Genomic DNA, 14,802 nt, shown 5'->3' on the forward strand with positions numbered 1-14,802 from the left:
TGGGCGAGATGTATTACAGCAGTGGCAATTACGAAGCATTTGCACGTCCCCGCAAACCCGAGGGCGTAGAAGACAAGACGGCCTGGTTGGTCGGAGCCGGCCTGGCGTCGATGTCGTCGGCGGTGTTCATGATCCGTGACGGTCAGCTCCCGGGCAACAAGATCACCGTCCTGGAGCGATTGGCGCTGCCCGGCGGCGCCCTCGACGGGATCAAGGAACCCGAGAAGGGCTTCGTGATCCGCGGTGGCCGCGAGATGGAAGACCACATGGAATGTCTGTGGGACCTGTTCCGGACCATCCCCTCGCTCGAGATCGAGGGAGCCAGCGTGCTCGACGAGTTCTACTGGCTCAACAAGGACGATCCCAATTCCAGCCTGTGCCGGGCCACCGAGAACCGCGGCCAGGACGCCCACACCGACAACAAATTCGCCCTCAACGCCAAGGCGCAGAAGGACATCGTCAAGGTGTTCCTCGCGACGCGCGAAGAGATGGAGAACAAGCGCATCAACGAGGTCTTCGGTAAAGACTTCCTGGAGAGCAACTTCTGGCTGTACTGGCGCACGATGTTCGCGTTCGAGGAGTGGCACAGCGCGCTGGAGATGAAGCTCTACATCCACCGGTTCATCCACCACATCAAGGGTCTGCCCGACCTGTCGGCGCTGAAGTTCACCAAGTACAACCAGTACGAGTCGCTCGTGCTGCCGATGCACAAGTGGCTCCTGGATCAGGGGGTGACCTTCCACTTCGATACCGAGGTCACCGACATCGACTTCGACATCACCCCGGACCGCAAGCAGGCCACCAGGATTCACTGGATCAAGGACGGTCAGCCGGGCGGGGTCGACCTCGGCCCGGACGACCTGGTGCTGACCACCATCGGCTCGCTGACCGAGAACTCCGACAACGGTGATCACCACACCCCGGCCAAGCTCAACACCGGGCCCGCGCCGGCCTGGGACCTGTGGCGCCGCATCGCCGCCAAGGACCCGTCGTTCGGACGTCCCGACGTGTTCGGCAGCCACATCCCGGAAACCAAGTGGGAATCGGCCACCGTCACCACGCTCGACCCTCGCATCCCCGAGTACATCCAGAAGATCTGCAAGCGGGATCCGTTCGCCGGCAAGGTGGTTACCGGTGGCATCGTCACCGCCCGCGACTCCAAGTGGCTGATGAGCTGGACGGTCAACCGCCAGCCACACTTCAAGAAACAGCCCAAAGACCAGATCGTGGCGTGGGTCTACGCACTGTTCGTCGACACCCCGGGCGACTACGTCAAGAAGCCGATGAGTGAGTGCACCGGCGAGGAGATAACCCAGGAATGGCTGTACCACCTCGGTGTGCCGGAAGCCGACATTCCCGAACTGGCCGCCACCGGCGCCAAGACGGTGCCGTCGATGATGCCCTACGTGACGGCGTTCTTCATGCCACGCCAGGCCGGCGACCGCCCGGCTGTCGTCCCGCAAGACGCGGTGAACTTCGCCTTCATCGGCCAGTTCGCCGAGACCACTCGGGACTGCATCTTCACCACCGAGTACTCGGTGCGCACCGGCATGGAGGCCGCCTACCAGCTGCTAGGTGTCGAGCGCGGGGTACCGGAGGTGTTCAACTCCACCTACGACGTCCGCAAGCTGATCTCCGGAACGGTGCATCTGCGCGACGGCAAGGAGGTGGATCTGCCCATCCCAGAGATCATTCGCAAACGGGTGATCGGCAAGGTCACCGACAACGAGGTGGGTGAGCTCCTGGCCGAATACGGGTTGATTCCCGGCAACGGCTGACGATGGACACCGGTCAGGTCGCCGAGCGCGACAGCGCCCGGATCGCGTAGCGGGCGCTGAGCAGAACCAGTGTGGTGGTGACGACGAACAACGGCCAGCCCATGGCCAGGCGTGCCACCGCGAGCAGTCCGTCCTGACCGGTGTCGTAGAGGTAGTTCTGCACCAGGAACCGCGACCAGGACACCGCCGCCAGGACCGCGGTGACGATGTTGAACACCAGCCGCACCCCGGGGACCTGGCGCCAGGTGCTGTCGCGGCCGGTGGCCCAGGCCCAGATCACCCCGACGAGCGGGCGCCTGACGAGGATCGAGGCGGTCATCACGATGGCCGAGGCCAAGGACATCCAGATACCGGGCAGGTAGAAGTCTTTGGCCTGGCCGGTCACCAGGGCCAGCAGCCCGCAACCCGCAACACCGACGAATCCCCACAGCGCGGGCCTGACGGATTCGCGGCGCAACAGTTGCCAGCCGAACACGACGGCCGCCGTCACCAGAGCGGCGATGATCGCCGCGACGCGCCCCGACAACGCCGAGACCGTCGCGTACACCGTCACCGGCAGCGCCGAATAGACCATGCCGCTGACACCGCCGACGCGCGCCATCAGTCCGTCGAGTGGGGAATCCGTCATGGGGAGTGTGGGCCTCGCGTTCAAGATCTGGCAGGTCCCCACCGAGAGTACCGAGCTCAGCAGACCAGGCCGGCCGCCTCAGTCCGCCGGGTCCCCAGCATGGCCGGCAGCGTCACATAGCCGTGCAGATTGACCAGCCCACGCAGGCGGGGAGTCTCGGTCAGCCGCAGGTCGGGATACGCCTCGAACAGCGCCCGCAGTGCGGTGGCACCCTCGATGCGGGCCAACGCCGCGCCGAGGCAGGCGTGGATACCCGAGGCGAAGGCCAGGTGTTCGCGGGCGTTGGGGCGGGTGATGTCGAAGCGTGCCGGCTCACTGAACACCCGCGGATCGCGGTTGGCACCACCCAACAGCACCACAACCACGGTTCCGGCCCGCAGCCGCTGCCCGGCGATCTCGACGTCGCACTTCGCAGTGCGCGCAGTCATCTGAACCGGGCTTTCGATGCGCAGGATCTCTTCCACCGCGGTGGGCCACAGGTCCGGGTCGTCGCGTAGCAGAGCGAACTGGTCGGGGTGCTGCTGCAACAGCACGATCCCGTTGCCGATGAGGTTGACGGTGGTTTCGAATCCGGCACCGATGAGAAGCGCTGCGTTGGCGGCGAGTTCGTGGTCGTTCAGCGTGTGGTCGGCGGCCATTTTGGTGAACGGGTTGTCCTCCGCCGTTCCAGCCCGGACCCGGTCGAAATGGCCGGCGAGGAAGCTGTCGAGACCACGCAGCCCGTCGAGGCCGCGCCGGTAGGTCCGCCAGGGGATCCCGATATCTAGCAGTGGCGACCCGTCGTGACCCCACTCGAGCAGTTTCGCATGGTTTTCGCCGGACAGGCCCAGGATCTCGGCGATCATGGCGACCGGAAGAGCGGCAGCGAAATCGGCGATCAGATCGGGTCGAGGCGTGCCTGCCAGCCGGTCGACGAGTTCCGTGGTCACCTCGGCCACGCGGTCGTCGAGCTTGTCGATCGCGCGTGGCGTGAAGCTCCGAGCCACCAGCTGCCGGTACCGCGTGTGGTCCGGCGGGTCGACGATGACCATCGCCGGCGGCTCGACAGGATTGGCCACCTTCGGATCGGTCCGGTCCAAGAGCTGCTGGACCGGTTTCGGCATCCCCATTCCGGTGGGCGGGGTGACACCGAACCGCTTGTCCCGCAGGATCTGCCGGCTGACGGCGTGATCGACGGTCACCCAGACAAATGGCGTCTTCACCAGGGGCCCGCGGCGCCTGATCTCCTCCATCAGCGGATAGGAGTCGATGCCCTTGCCGTGGCTGGAGATGAGCGCGCCCATCGGATTGCCCACCCGGGCCTGAAACGACATGAACGTCTTCGGCACGGCGTGCAGCGCCAGCCAACGGGTCCACAATCCGATGCTCATGAACTCCCTCTCTTCGACTCGGACAACTATGATGAGACGTGTGAGACATAGATATGTTTATTGTCTCGCCAGTCTCGTTGGTTACGCTACAGCCGTCGGGACGCACGAGCAAGGAGGGATTCCGTGACTTCCACGCGAACGGCGGACTTCGTGCGACGCCTCGCCGAACCGGATCCCGCGGTGCTGGCCCGCGTGCGCGAGCCCGACCCGATCAGCACCCGAATCTTGTCCGCAACGCTCGAACAAGCCGAACTCGTCGGAATCCGGCGCACCACGATGGAGGATGTGGCCCGCCGCAGCGGTGTCGGCCGTGCCACGCTCTACCGGCGGTTTCCCACCAAAGACGCCCTCATCGATGCCCTCGTGCTGTCCGAGGCGCGCCGCTACCTCGAGGGCAGCGCGCAGGCCCGGGCCCACGCCGAAACCCTGGAAGACCGCATGGTCTACGGCACCGTCTTCACGGTGACCTTCCTGCGGGACCACGCCCTGCTCAAGAAGCTCCTGCGCACCGAACCCGAGACGATCCTGCCCAGCCTCACCCTCGATGCCGGGGCCATCATCGATTTCGCCACCGAGCACTCGGCCGCACAGTTGCGCACCGACCTGTACGGGACGTCCGAAACCACCCCGGCACAGGAACGCCACATCCGTACCGTCGCGGAGTTGCACACCCGACTTACGTTGTCGTTCATCGTCACTCCGCACACCGGCATCAAACTGACCAGCCTGGAAGACACCCGCGACTACGTGCGCACCTACCTGCTGCCGATGGTGACCGCGTCGTGAGGCAGGTGCAGGGACGGGTCTGGCGCGCCGGACAGCCGGTCGACGACGGCTTCAAGTTCTCGGACATCTCGGAGTGCCTGACCGACGAGGACACCCTGCTGTGGGCCGACATCTACGACCCCGATCACGAGGCACTTCGTGAACTGGCCACCGAGCTCGGGCTCAACATGTGGGCGGTCGAGGACGCCGTCGCACCCAAGGAACGCACGAAAACGTCTGTGTACCAGACCCATACGTTTTTCACGGTGTACGCGGTCGACACCCGGGAGCCGGAGGCGGACGCGGCGCCCGACACATCGCTGTTGGTCAAACATCGCATCTCGGCATTCGTCCTGCCGCGCGGCCTGATCACCGTCCGGCTGCCCAGCTTCAACGGTGAGACCACCGAGTTCGACATCAGCAAGGTGTCGCGGCGCTTCGACGACCTCGGCGGCCAGCGGTACGGCGTCGGGTCGCTGGTCCACGCGCTGCTCGACGTCGTGGTCGACGGGCACTTCGAGGCCGTCGAGGCGCTCGATGATGCCATCGAAGGGCTTGAGGACGAGTTGTTCGCCGACGGCGGTCCGCGTCGCGGCCTGCAACGGCGCACGTTCCAGCTGCGCAAGGATCTCGTCGAACTACGCCGGGTGGTGCTGCCCATGCGCGAGGTGGTCAGCACGATCCAGCACCGCAGGCTCGACTCGTCAACGGAACCCGCGCTCGATCCACTTTATGCCGACCTCTACGACCATGTGCTCCGGGCTTCGGAGTGGACCGAATCCCTGCGCGACATGGTCACCACGGTGTTCGAGACCAACCTGTCCCTGCAGGACGCGCGGCTCAACACGGTGATGAAGAAACTCAGCGGCTGGGCCGCCATCATCGCGGTACCGACGGCCATCACGGGGTTCTACGGCCAGAACGTCATATACCCGGGAATCAACACCGTCGTCGGCTTCATCGCCAGCAGCATTTTGATTGTTGCGTTGGTCATCCTGTTGTATGTGATGTTCAAACGCCGGGACTGGCTGTAACCCGAGCTGGGCCTTTGATCACATCCCCCAAAAGGGGCATGGGCGTTATCTGAACACAAATGCGACACTCTTCCAGGCTGAACGAAGAGGCCTACCAGAAAGAAACGGAGCGGAGTCGATGCTCATCGGGATCCCGCGCGAGTCCCTACCAGGGGAAACGCGCGTCGCCGCCACGCCGCAGACTGTCGGACAGATTATCAAGCTCGGGTACGAGGTAGTCGTAGAAAGCGACGCCGGTGCTGCCTCGAGCTTCTCCGACGCCGCCTACGTAGAGGCCGGTGCCGAGATCGGCACGCCGTGGGACGCCGACGTGGTGCTCAAGGTCAACGCGCCCGATGATGCCGAGATCGGCAAGCTGCGCGATGGAGCGACGCTGGTGAGCTTGATCTCACCCGGGCTCAAGCCCGAGCTCGTCGAGAAGCTGTCCACTCGGCCCATCACGGTGCTGGCCATGGACGCGGTGCCGCGTATTTCGCGGGCCCAGTCCCTGGACGTGCTGTCCTCGATGGCCAACATCGCCGGCTACCGCGCCGTGGTCGAGGCCGCCCATAGCTTCGGCCGGTTCTTCACCGGCCAGGTGACCGCGGCGGGCAAAGTGCCCCCGGCCAAGGTGCTCGTGGTGGGTGCCGGTGTCGCCGGCCTGGCCGCGATCGGTGCCGCAGGCAGCCTGGGCGCCATCGTGCGGGCCACCGACCCGCGCCCCGAGGTCGCCGATCAGGTCGCCTCGCTGGGCGGCGAGTACCTGTCCGTCGCGAACGAGCAGGCCGAAGTCTCCGCCACCGGCTACGCCAAAGAGATGGACGACGACTACAAGGCCCGCGAGGCGCAGCTGTACGCCGAGCAGTGCAAGGACGTCGACATCATCGTCACGACCGCGCTGATCCCGGGTAGGCCCGCGCCGCGCATCATCACCGCCGAGATGGTCGCCTCGATGAAGTCGGGCAGCGTCATCGTCGACATGGCCGCGGCCAACGGCGGCAACGTCGAGGGCACCGTCAAGGACCAGGCGATCGTCACCGACAACGGCGTGACGATCATCGGCTACACCGATCTGGCCGGCCGCCTGCCCGCCCAGGCCTCCCAGCTGTACGGCACCAACCTGGTCAACCTGCTCAAGCTGCTGACCCCGGAGAAGGACGGCAAGGTCGTCCTCGACTGGGACGACGTGGTGCAGCGCTCGATGACCGTGGTGCGCGACGGCGAGACCACCTGGCCCCCGCCGCCGGTGCAGGTCTCCGCCGCGCCGGCCGCGCAACCCGCCGCCGCTCCGGTGGTCAAGCCGGAGAAGCGGCCGATGTCGACCGGGCGCAGGCTCGGCGTCACCTTCGCCGCGGCGGCCGCCGTGTTCGCCCTGATCGCGGCCTCGCCGGCAGCGCTTCAGGTCCACCTGACGGTGTTCGCGCTGGCGATCGTGATCGGCTACTACGTCATCGGCAACGTGCACCACGCGCTGCACACCCCGCTGATGTCGGTGACCAACGCGATCTCCGGAATCATCGTGGTGGGTGCCCTGCTGCAGATCGGGCATCACAACACCCCGATCACTGCCCTGGCCGGCGTCGCGATTCTGCTCGCCAGCATCAACGTCTTCGGTGGCTTCGCGGTGACCCGCCGCATGCTGGCCATGTTCTCCCGCAGCTAGAGCCTGCGAACCTCAGAAACCTTTGGAACGGATTCATGTTCAACGCAGAAACCATCACCAACGTGGCGAACGCGGCCTACGTCGTCGCTGCCCTGCTGTTCATCCTCGCTCTGGCCGGCCTCTCCAAGCATGAGACGTCGCGGGCCGGAAACACCTTCGGCATGGTCGGCATGGCGGTCGCCCTGATCGCCACCATCGCGCTGGCCTGGAACCGCGAGATCGAGCCACTGGGCCTGGCCCTGCTGGTCGGCGCCATGCTCGTCGGCGCCGCGATCGGCCTGTGGCGAGCCAAGGTCGTCGAGATGACCGGCATGCCCGAGCTGATCGCGCTGCTGCACAGCTTCGTCGGTCTGGCCGCCGTCCTGGTCGGCTGGAACGGCTACCTGCACGTCGAGAACGACCTCGGCGGCAACGAAGCCGTGAAGCTCGTCGGCGAGAAAATGCTCGGCATCCACTCGGCCGAGGTGTTCATCGGTGTCTTCATCGGTGCCGTCACGTTCACCGGTTCGATCGTGGCTAACCTCAAGCTGTCGGCCCGCATGAAGTCCGCGCCGCTGATGCTGCCGGGCAAGAACTTCCTCAACGTCGGCTCGCTCGTGCTGTTCGTCGCACTGACCGTGTGGTTCGTCATCTCCCCGAACCTGTGGCTGCTGGTCGCCGTCACCGTCCTCGCGCTGCTGCTGGGCTGGCACCTGGTGGCCTCGATCGGCGGCGGCGACATGCCCGTCGTGGTCTCGATGCTCAACAGCTACTCCGGTTGGGCCGCGGCCGCCTCCGGCTTCCTGCTGTCCAACGATCTGCTGATCATCACCGGCGCGCTCGTCGGCTCCTCCGGTGCGTACCTGTCCTACATCATGTGCAAGGCGATGAACCGGTCGTTCATCTCCGTGATCGCCGGCGGTTTCGGCATCGAGGCCGGGCCCGCCGAGGACAAGGACTACGGCGAGCACCGCGAGATCAACGCCGAGGGTGCGGCCGACCTGCTGGCCCAAGCAGACTCGGTCATCATCACGCCCGGCTACGGCATGGCCGTGGCCCAGGCCCAGTACGGTGTCGCCGACCTGACCCGCAAGCTGCGTGAGCGCGGCGTCAACGTCCGCTTCGGCATCCACCCGGTCGCCGGCCGCCTGCCCGGTCACATGAACGTGCTGCTGGCCGAGGCCAAGGTGCCCTACGACATCGTGCTCGAGATGGACGAGATCAACGACGACTTCGACGGCACCTCCGTCGTGCTCGTGATCGGCGCCAACGACACGGTGAACCCGGCCGCGGCCGAGGATCCGAGCAGCCCGATCGCCGGCATGCCGGTGCTCACGGTGTGGAACGCCGACCACGTCATCGTGTTCAAGCGGTCCATGGCCTCGGGCTACGCCGGTGTGCAGAACCCGCTGTTCTTCCGGGAGAACACCCAGATGCTGTTCGGCGACGCCCGCGACCGCGTGAACGACATCCTCGCGGCGCTGCCCGTGGCGGAGCACGTCTAGTTTCTTCCGCCGGATTTCTCCGGCGAGCAGACACAGAACTGCCCCTTTTCCTCGGAGAAGGGGCAGTTTTGTGTCTGCTCGCGGGACAAGGTGCGGCTAAGCTGCGCTGAACCAGGAGCCAAGCATGAAAATAGTTGTCCCGCAGTGGATGCAGCCGATGTGCGACGCCCACCACTTCGCGCCCGCGGTCATCGACGGCGATCACCTGCGCTGTTCGGGGATGATCGGGATCCACCCCGACATGAGCGTTGCCGAGGAGCCCCGGGCACAGTTCACCCAGGCCTTCGAGAACCTGCGCGGGCTGCTCGCCGAGGCCGGGCTGACCTTCGCCGACGTCACCGACATCACCAGCTACCACGTCGGCCTGCAACAACACGTGCAGGTATTCGGCGAGGTCAAAGACGAGTTCGTGCCCGCGCCGTACCCGGCCTGGACCGCGGTCGGCGTCACCGAGCTGGCCGTGCCGGGTGCGCTGGTCGAGATTCAGATCATCGCGCGGATGCGCTGACCGCCTCCCGCCCTCGGCAATGTCCCTCGGGGGGCACTGTGTCGAACGTGCGCACCACCGACTTCTTCTCCCGCAAATTGGGTCGCGGGCCCGCGATCACCCTCTTATAGGGTGATTGAGATTGCTGGCCTGGTGATTGATGGAGGGGTTCAATGACCTACCCGCCCGCGGGATTTCCGCCGCCGTCCGGACCGTTTTCGGCCCCGGACCCGTTCCAGGGAATGCCTACGCCGGCGAACCCCGACCCGTTCCAGCACGCAGGCCTGCCACCGTCGGCCCCCAGTCCGTTCGGGGCAGGTGGCTGGCAGCCTCCGGTGATTCAGGCGGGATACGGGCAGGGCGCTCCCACGCCGGAGCCGCCGCGCCGCAACAAGCGGTGGCTGGTGATCACAGTGGTGGCTGCCGTGGTCGTCACGGCAGTGGGCACCGGAGCGTTGCTGTGGCATCTGAATACCCGTGACGCAACCAGCCCGGCCACGGCGTCGCCGCTGCCGACGTCCGTGCCGCCGTTGGGTGCACTGCGACCACCACGCGATCAACTGGTGCCCTCGCTCGAAAAGCCACTCGACAAACCACGCTGGAACTATCGCCCGGACAGCGTCTCCAACCACATTTTGGGCGGCGATGCCTACACCCTCGTGGTCAGTGTTGACAACCAACAAGGCCGAGGTGTGCTCGCAGTAGATGCCGGGAATGGCCAGCCGCGCTGGCCGAAGCCGGTGATGCCGGCCAGCCTGGCGGGCAGCAGCCTCAACTACATGTTCTCGAAATGCGTGATTGACCGGGCGGCCACGACCATCGGGTGTGCCTTCAGTGACGGTGTCCAATCCACTGACACAGGCATTGGGCTCGTGTTTTTCGACACAGCAACGGGCGCCGAGAAGAACAGCACGAAGGTGCCCGGGACCTACTGGGGAGAGATCCGAGGTATGTACAGCGCCGGCGACGGGTTCGTCGTCGTGCTCGAAGATGAGGTGGTGGGCTACCGAGCGGACGGCTCGGTGGGTTGGCGTACCCCCGACAAGCAAGTGGATCCGAGGTCGACCGGTCACCAGAATGTGGCAGTTTACGGCGATCAGGGCATCGTCGTAGCCCTAGACGGCCGAGTTCTCGATGCCAACACCGGAAACCCAATCCTCCAAGGTGCGAGCGCACTCGGAAGCGCTGCTTTCGCATCGGGGTTTGCGTTGTCAGACGGACAGACGTTCGATTTCTATGATTTCGGGGGTACCAACACCGCATCCGTTCCGAGTGAGGGCTTCACGTTTGTCGAAGGGTTCGGAACCAACGGTCACCGCTGGTCGGTCGGCCTGAATCTGCAAACCTCCGGATCATCGGGCCTCTACTACCCATTGGCCTACAACGAGGCCAGCGGCGACCTGCGTGCCTTCGACCCGGCATCCGGCCGCGCCTTGTGGACCCGGCACGTTGGTCAGAACGGAACCCGCAGCATCGCGGCATACGGCAACGGAACCACGTGTTTCATCATCCTGCGTGATGACAGTGTCGTGCGTGTGAAGGTCCAGACGTGTGAGACCGACAGTGACAACCCGTTTGTGGAGGCACCGACGGAGCTCAGCATGGGCACGTACTTCAAGTTCCTCGGGTCCGACGGTCAACGCATGCTGTTCGGCACCTACACCGAACACAACGACGAAGTTGTGGCGATTGACGGGACAACGGGACAAGAGGTGTGGCGGAAGTCCGGCGTTTCCAACTTGGCGCTGTCATTGTGGGCAGGCAGCGGACTGTTCTCCACATACGACGGGATTTTCCGCTGGCTTTAACCGGACCGAATCCGGGCTCGTCGCCCCGGCCCGCGGAGAAACTAGGATGTGCAACTATGCCGGTTGACCGCCTCCTGCCCTCTGACGAAGCTCGTGAGCTCATCGCACTGACCCGCGATGTCGCTGACAAGGTGCTCGATCCGATCGTCGACGAGCACGAGAAAGCCGAGACCTACCCCGAGGGCGTCTTCGCCCAACTCGGCGCGGCGGGGCTCCTGAGCCTGCCCCAGCCCGAACAGTGGGGTGGCGGAGGCCAGCCGTACGAGGTCTACCTGCAGGTCCTCGAGGAGATCGCCGCGCGCTGGGCTGCCGTCGGCGTCGCGGTCAGCGTGCACAGCCTGTCCTCGCACCCGCTGCTGGCCTACGGCAGCGAGGAGCAGAAGAAGCGCTGGCTACCCGGCATGCTCTCCGGCGAGCAGATCGGTGCCTACAGCCTGTCCGAACCGCAGGCCGGCTCCGACGCCGCCGCATTGAGCTGTAAGGCAACCCGGGACGGCGACGCCTACGTACTCAACGGCTCCAAGGCGTGGATCACCCACGGCGGGAAGGCCGATTTCTACACCCTGTTCGCCCGCACCGGTGAGGGCAGCAAGGGCATCTCCTGCTTCCTGGTCCCCGCCGATCTCGAGGGGCTGAGCTTCGGCAAACCCGAGGAGAAGATGGGTCTGCACGCGGTGCCCACCACCTCGGCGTTCTACGACAATGCCCGCATCGACGCCGACCGGCTGATCGGGGAAGAGGGACAAGGTCTTTCGATCGCCTTCTCCGCGCTGGACTCCGGCCGGCTCGGCATCGCCGCCGTCGCGGTCGGTATCGCCCAGGCCGCCCTGGACGAGGCCGTCCGGTACGCCAATGAGCGAACCACCTTCGGCCGCAAGATCATCGACCACCAGGGCCTCGGGTTCCTGCTGGCCGACATGGCAGCCGCAGTGGTCAGCGCGCGGGCCACCTATCTGGATGCGGCGCGGCGTCGCGACCTCGGATTGCCCTACTCCACCCAGGCCAGCGTCGCCAAGCTGATCGCCACCGACGCCGCCATGAAGGTCACCACCGATGCCGTGCAGGTGTTCGGCGGTGTCGGCTACACCCGCGATTTCCGGGTCGAGCGGTACATGCGCGAAGCCAAGATCACCCAGATCTTCGAGGGCACCAACCAGATTCAGCGCCTGGTCATCTCGCGGGGACTGGGCTCTTGAGGAACTCCGTCACCGTAGCCAGGAACTGATCTGGCTGTTCGACCATCGGACTGTGTCCGGAACCTTTGATCACCACCGGCGTCAGCCCGGCCGCGGTGTAACGCTCGACGTTGGGAGCCGTCGGGGTCAGCACGTCCTGGTCGCCCCATAGCACCAGCACCGGCTTGTGCAGTGCGGCAAGCGTTTCCACCACCGGGTGCGGTCCCTCTGTGGAGTCGCACACCCCGGCGTAGGTGAGGCGCTTCAACGAGCGGTACGCGAAGTCCGGCACCGGGTAGTCCGCGGCGAATCCGGTCTGCAGGGAGCTCTCGGTGATGGCATCGACTGTCCGGAATCGGTCCAGCGCCGGGCCGATCACCGGCCAGCACACCATCTTTCCGAGCAGCGGCATGGCGACCAGATCGTCAGCCGCAGGGGTATCGGACACCACCACGCGCTCCACCTGATCCGGATACTGCCGGGCCAGTTCGGCCGAAACCGCGCCACCCATCGAATGCCCGATCAGCACCGCATGCTGGACGCCGAGCTGCACCAGCGCATTGTGAACCGCCTTGGCCTGCTCGGCCGAGCGATACGCAGTGGCGGCGCTGGGTGCCTCCGAGCCGCCATGGCCGACCAGATCGATGGCGATCACCCGCTGATCGCGGGCCAATTGCGGGGCCACCCGTTCCCACCACTCGATGGAAGCCGAATACCCGTGCAGCAACACCACCGCGCGCTCCCCCGGTGGCCCGTACTCCCGCACGTTGAGATCGGGGCCGTCGAGCTCCAGCACATGTCCGCCGGCGAAAGGCTCGGCCTGGCGATGCGTTCTGGTCACGACCAGTTCGTTCAGCAGCAACGCCACCACGGCCAGCACGAGCACGCCCACGGCGATGCGCAATTTCATGCTCCGCACGCTAATGCCGAGGCGCCGATGTCCACCAGCCGTTTTCCCCGGTGAACGGAGTCTCAGCGAACGGCCCCATAATGGCAGGTGCCATGAACGCACCCGCCCACTCCGCCAGCGCCCCCCGGCACCGTATGCCGCGCCGCGGCGTGCGGGCTGCCCGTCGGGTGGCCGTCGGCCTGATAGCGGCAACGGTGCTGGCCGGAACCGGTGCCGGCTGGGTGTCGTACCACGGCGCGCTGGACGGCATCACCACGTCCAACGCGCTGGAAGGCGGCCCCGTCTCTTCCGGGGACACCGAGAACATCCTGATCATGGGGCTGGACAGCAGGCTGGATCAGCACGGCAACCCGCTGCCGCAGGACGTCTACGAGGCACTGCACGCCGGTGACGAGACCGTCGGCGGCTACAACGCCAACGTGCTGATCGTGGTGCACCTGCCCGGCAACGGCGGCCCGCCGACCGCGTTCTCCATCCCCCGCGACGACTACGTCGAGTTGGCCGGCTGCGACGTCGACCCGTGCAAGGGCAAGGTCAAGCAGGCCTACGGTTGGGCCTATCAGCGCGAGATGGAGTCGCTGGAGTCCTCGTCCGAAGATCCGTCGGCGAATGAGCAGCAGGCCCGTGAGGCCGGGCGCCGGGCCCAGATCGCCACCGTACGCAATCTGCTCGGAATCCCGATCGACCATTTCGTGGAGGTCACCCTCGGCGCGTTCTTCCAGATCGCCAAGGCTGTGGCGCCGATCACGGTGTGCCTCAACGCCGACACCGCGGATCCGTACTCCGGCGCCGACTTCCGAAGGGGCGTGCAGCAGATCGACGCCGCGCAGGCGATGGCCTTCGTGCGTCAGCGCCGCGACATCAATGACGAGAACTTCACCGACCTCGACCGCACCCGACGCCAGCAGGCTTTCATCGCCGCACTCGTATCGGCCCTGGGCAAGAGCGGCGCCCTCTCGAGTCCCACGATGCTGCGCGATCTCCTCAACGTCACGAAGCAGAACGTCGCGCTGGATTCCGGGTTCGATCTGGCCAAATTCGCCAGTCGGGCGTCGGCACTGACCGGTGCGCCGCCCACCCTCTACACCCTGCCCATCAAGGAGTTCGGCCAGAACTCGCTGGGTGAGGACATCAACATCGTCGACATCCACGCCATCCGGGCCATCGTGCGTGACCTGGTCGCCCAACCTGGGGGCACCACCGACGCCCCCGCAGCACCGGCGCACGTACTCGAAGGCCACGGCGCGGTGCTCGACGTCGTCAACGCCTCCACCTACTCCGGACTGGCCGCACAGCTCGAGACCACTTTCTCCGCAAATGGATTCACCCCCGGTCAGATCGGCGATGCGGAATCTCTGGCCGCCGTCACCACCATCGACTACGGGACCGGCGCCGAGGCCGCCGCCCAGTCGCTGGCCGACGAGCTGAAAGTGATCGCCACCCCGTCCTCCGAGGTGACCGCCGGGACGGTACAGCTGACGCTGGGTACCGATTTTCCCGGTGAGGACTACATGACCGGATCGGACGACTCGTCCTCGGCGAGTTCCTCGGAGTCTGAGTCGGATTCGACGTGGGGCTCGTCCGACGAGGCGGCGGAGGAAACCACCGCCAGTACGCCGGTGACCACGGTGGCCGCGACCGCGTCCGGCACCAAGTCCGCGGCTCCGACCGACCTGAGCCAGATGAAGGTCTCCGGCATTCCCTGCGTCAAATAGCCGCGG

The 14,802-nt window shown here is 65.9% G+C and carries 12 protein-coding genes; 9 read left to right on the forward strand and 3 right to left on the reverse strand.

Going from position 1 to position 14,802, the window contains the following annotated elements; translation table 11 throughout:
- Nucleotides 1-8 precede the first annotated feature (8 nt).
- Nucleotides 9-1,778 carry an oleate hydratase gene (locus ACZYZ7_RS13400; RefSeq protein ID WP_450070858.1) on the forward strand — a complete coding sequence of 590 codons (1,770 nt, stop codon included), beginning with the start codon at nucleotides 9-11 and terminating at the stop codon, nucleotides 1,776-1,778.
- Between the two features lie 13 nt (nucleotides 1,779-1,791).
- On the opposite strand, the gene ACZYZ7_RS13405 is transcribed toward ACZYZ7_RS13400, so the two are convergent.
- Both ACZYZ7_RS13405 and ACZYZ7_RS13410 read right to left on the reverse strand, forming a co-directional pair.
- Nucleotides 1,792-2,406, reverse strand: a complete 615-nt coding sequence (locus tag ACZYZ7_RS13405) for a DUF3159 domain-containing protein (RefSeq protein ID WP_450070859.1) — start codon at nucleotides 2,404-2,406, stop codon at nucleotides 1,792-1,794.
- A 56-nt stretch (nucleotides 2,407-2,462) separates the two neighbouring features.
- Nucleotides 2,463-3,776 (reverse strand): cytochrome P450, encoded by a 1,314-nt coding sequence (locus ACZYZ7_RS13410; RefSeq protein ID WP_450070860.1) that lies wholly within the window; start codon nucleotides 3,774-3,776, stop codon nucleotides 2,463-2,465.
- Nucleotides 3,777-3,899: 123 nt separating this feature from the next.
- Here ACZYZ7_RS13410 and ACZYZ7_RS13415 point away from each other — a divergent pair, with 123 nt between their 5' ends.
- The 7 genes from ACZYZ7_RS13415 (at nucleotide 3,900) to ACZYZ7_RS13445 (ending at nucleotide 12,192) form a co-directional block, all read left to right on the forward strand.
- Nucleotides 3,900-4,562, forward strand: coding sequence for a TetR/AcrR family transcriptional regulator (locus tag ACZYZ7_RS13415; protein WP_450070861.1), 663 nt, complete (start codon nucleotides 3,900-3,902; stop codon nucleotides 4,560-4,562).
- Nucleotides 4,559-5,575, forward strand: coding sequence for a magnesium transporter CorA family protein (locus tag ACZYZ7_RS13420; protein WP_463741111.1), 1,017 nt, complete (start codon nucleotides 4,559-4,561; stop codon nucleotides 5,573-5,575). Before ACZYZ7_RS13415 ends, ACZYZ7_RS13420 begins: the two co-directional genes overlap by 4 nt.
- A 118-nt stretch (nucleotides 5,576-5,693) precedes the next feature.
- Nucleotides 5,694-7,217, forward strand: a complete 1,524-nt coding sequence (locus ACZYZ7_RS13425; RefSeq protein WP_450070863.1) for a Re/Si-specific NAD(P)(+) transhydrogenase subunit alpha — start codon at nucleotides 5,694-5,696, stop codon at nucleotides 7,215-7,217.
- 35 nt (nucleotides 7,218-7,252) lie between these two features.
- Entirely contained in the window at nucleotides 7,253-8,701 is a 1,449-nt protein-coding gene (gene pntB / locus ACZYZ7_RS13430) for a Re/Si-specific NAD(P)(+) transhydrogenase subunit beta (RefSeq protein WP_463741112.1), read from the forward strand.
- Nucleotides 8,702-8,825: 124 nt separating this feature from the next.
- Nucleotides 8,826-9,209 carry a RidA family protein gene (locus ACZYZ7_RS13435; RefSeq protein WP_463741113.1) on the forward strand — a complete coding sequence of 128 codons (384 nt, stop codon included), beginning with the start codon at nucleotides 8,826-8,828 and terminating at the stop codon, nucleotides 9,207-9,209.
- A gap of 152 nt (nucleotides 9,210-9,361) precedes the next feature.
- Nucleotides 9,362-10,996 carry an outer membrane protein assembly factor BamB family protein gene (locus ACZYZ7_RS13440; protein WP_463741114.1) on the forward strand — a complete coding sequence of 545 codons (1,635 nt, stop codon included), beginning with the start codon at nucleotides 9,362-9,364 and terminating at the stop codon, nucleotides 10,994-10,996.
- A 56-nt stretch (nucleotides 10,997-11,052) separates the two neighbouring features.
- Nucleotides 11,053-12,192 carry an acyl-CoA dehydrogenase family protein gene (locus ACZYZ7_RS13445; RefSeq protein WP_463741115.1) on the forward strand — a complete coding sequence of 380 codons (1,140 nt, stop codon included), beginning with the start codon at nucleotides 11,053-11,055 and terminating at the stop codon, nucleotides 12,190-12,192.
- Here ACZYZ7_RS13445 and ACZYZ7_RS13450 read toward each other — a convergent pair.
- Complete coding sequence (locus ACZYZ7_RS13450) at nucleotides 12,167-13,081, reverse strand: alpha/beta fold hydrolase (RefSeq protein WP_450070868.1); 915 nt, start codon at nucleotides 13,079-13,081, stop codon at nucleotides 12,167-12,169. The genes ACZYZ7_RS13445 and ACZYZ7_RS13450 overlap by 26 nt on opposite strands.
- 92 nt (nucleotides 13,082-13,173) lie before the next feature.
- Between ACZYZ7_RS13450 and ACZYZ7_RS13455 the strand changes: the two genes are divergently transcribed.
- Nucleotides 13,174-14,796, forward strand: a complete 1,623-nt coding sequence (locus ACZYZ7_RS13455; protein WP_450070869.1) for an LCP family protein — start codon at nucleotides 13,174-13,176, stop codon at nucleotides 14,794-14,796.
- The last annotated feature ends 6 nt before the right edge of the window (nucleotides 14,797-14,802 follow it).

It is taken from the genome of Mycobacterium sp. IDUB_17, from assembly GCF_055419465.1.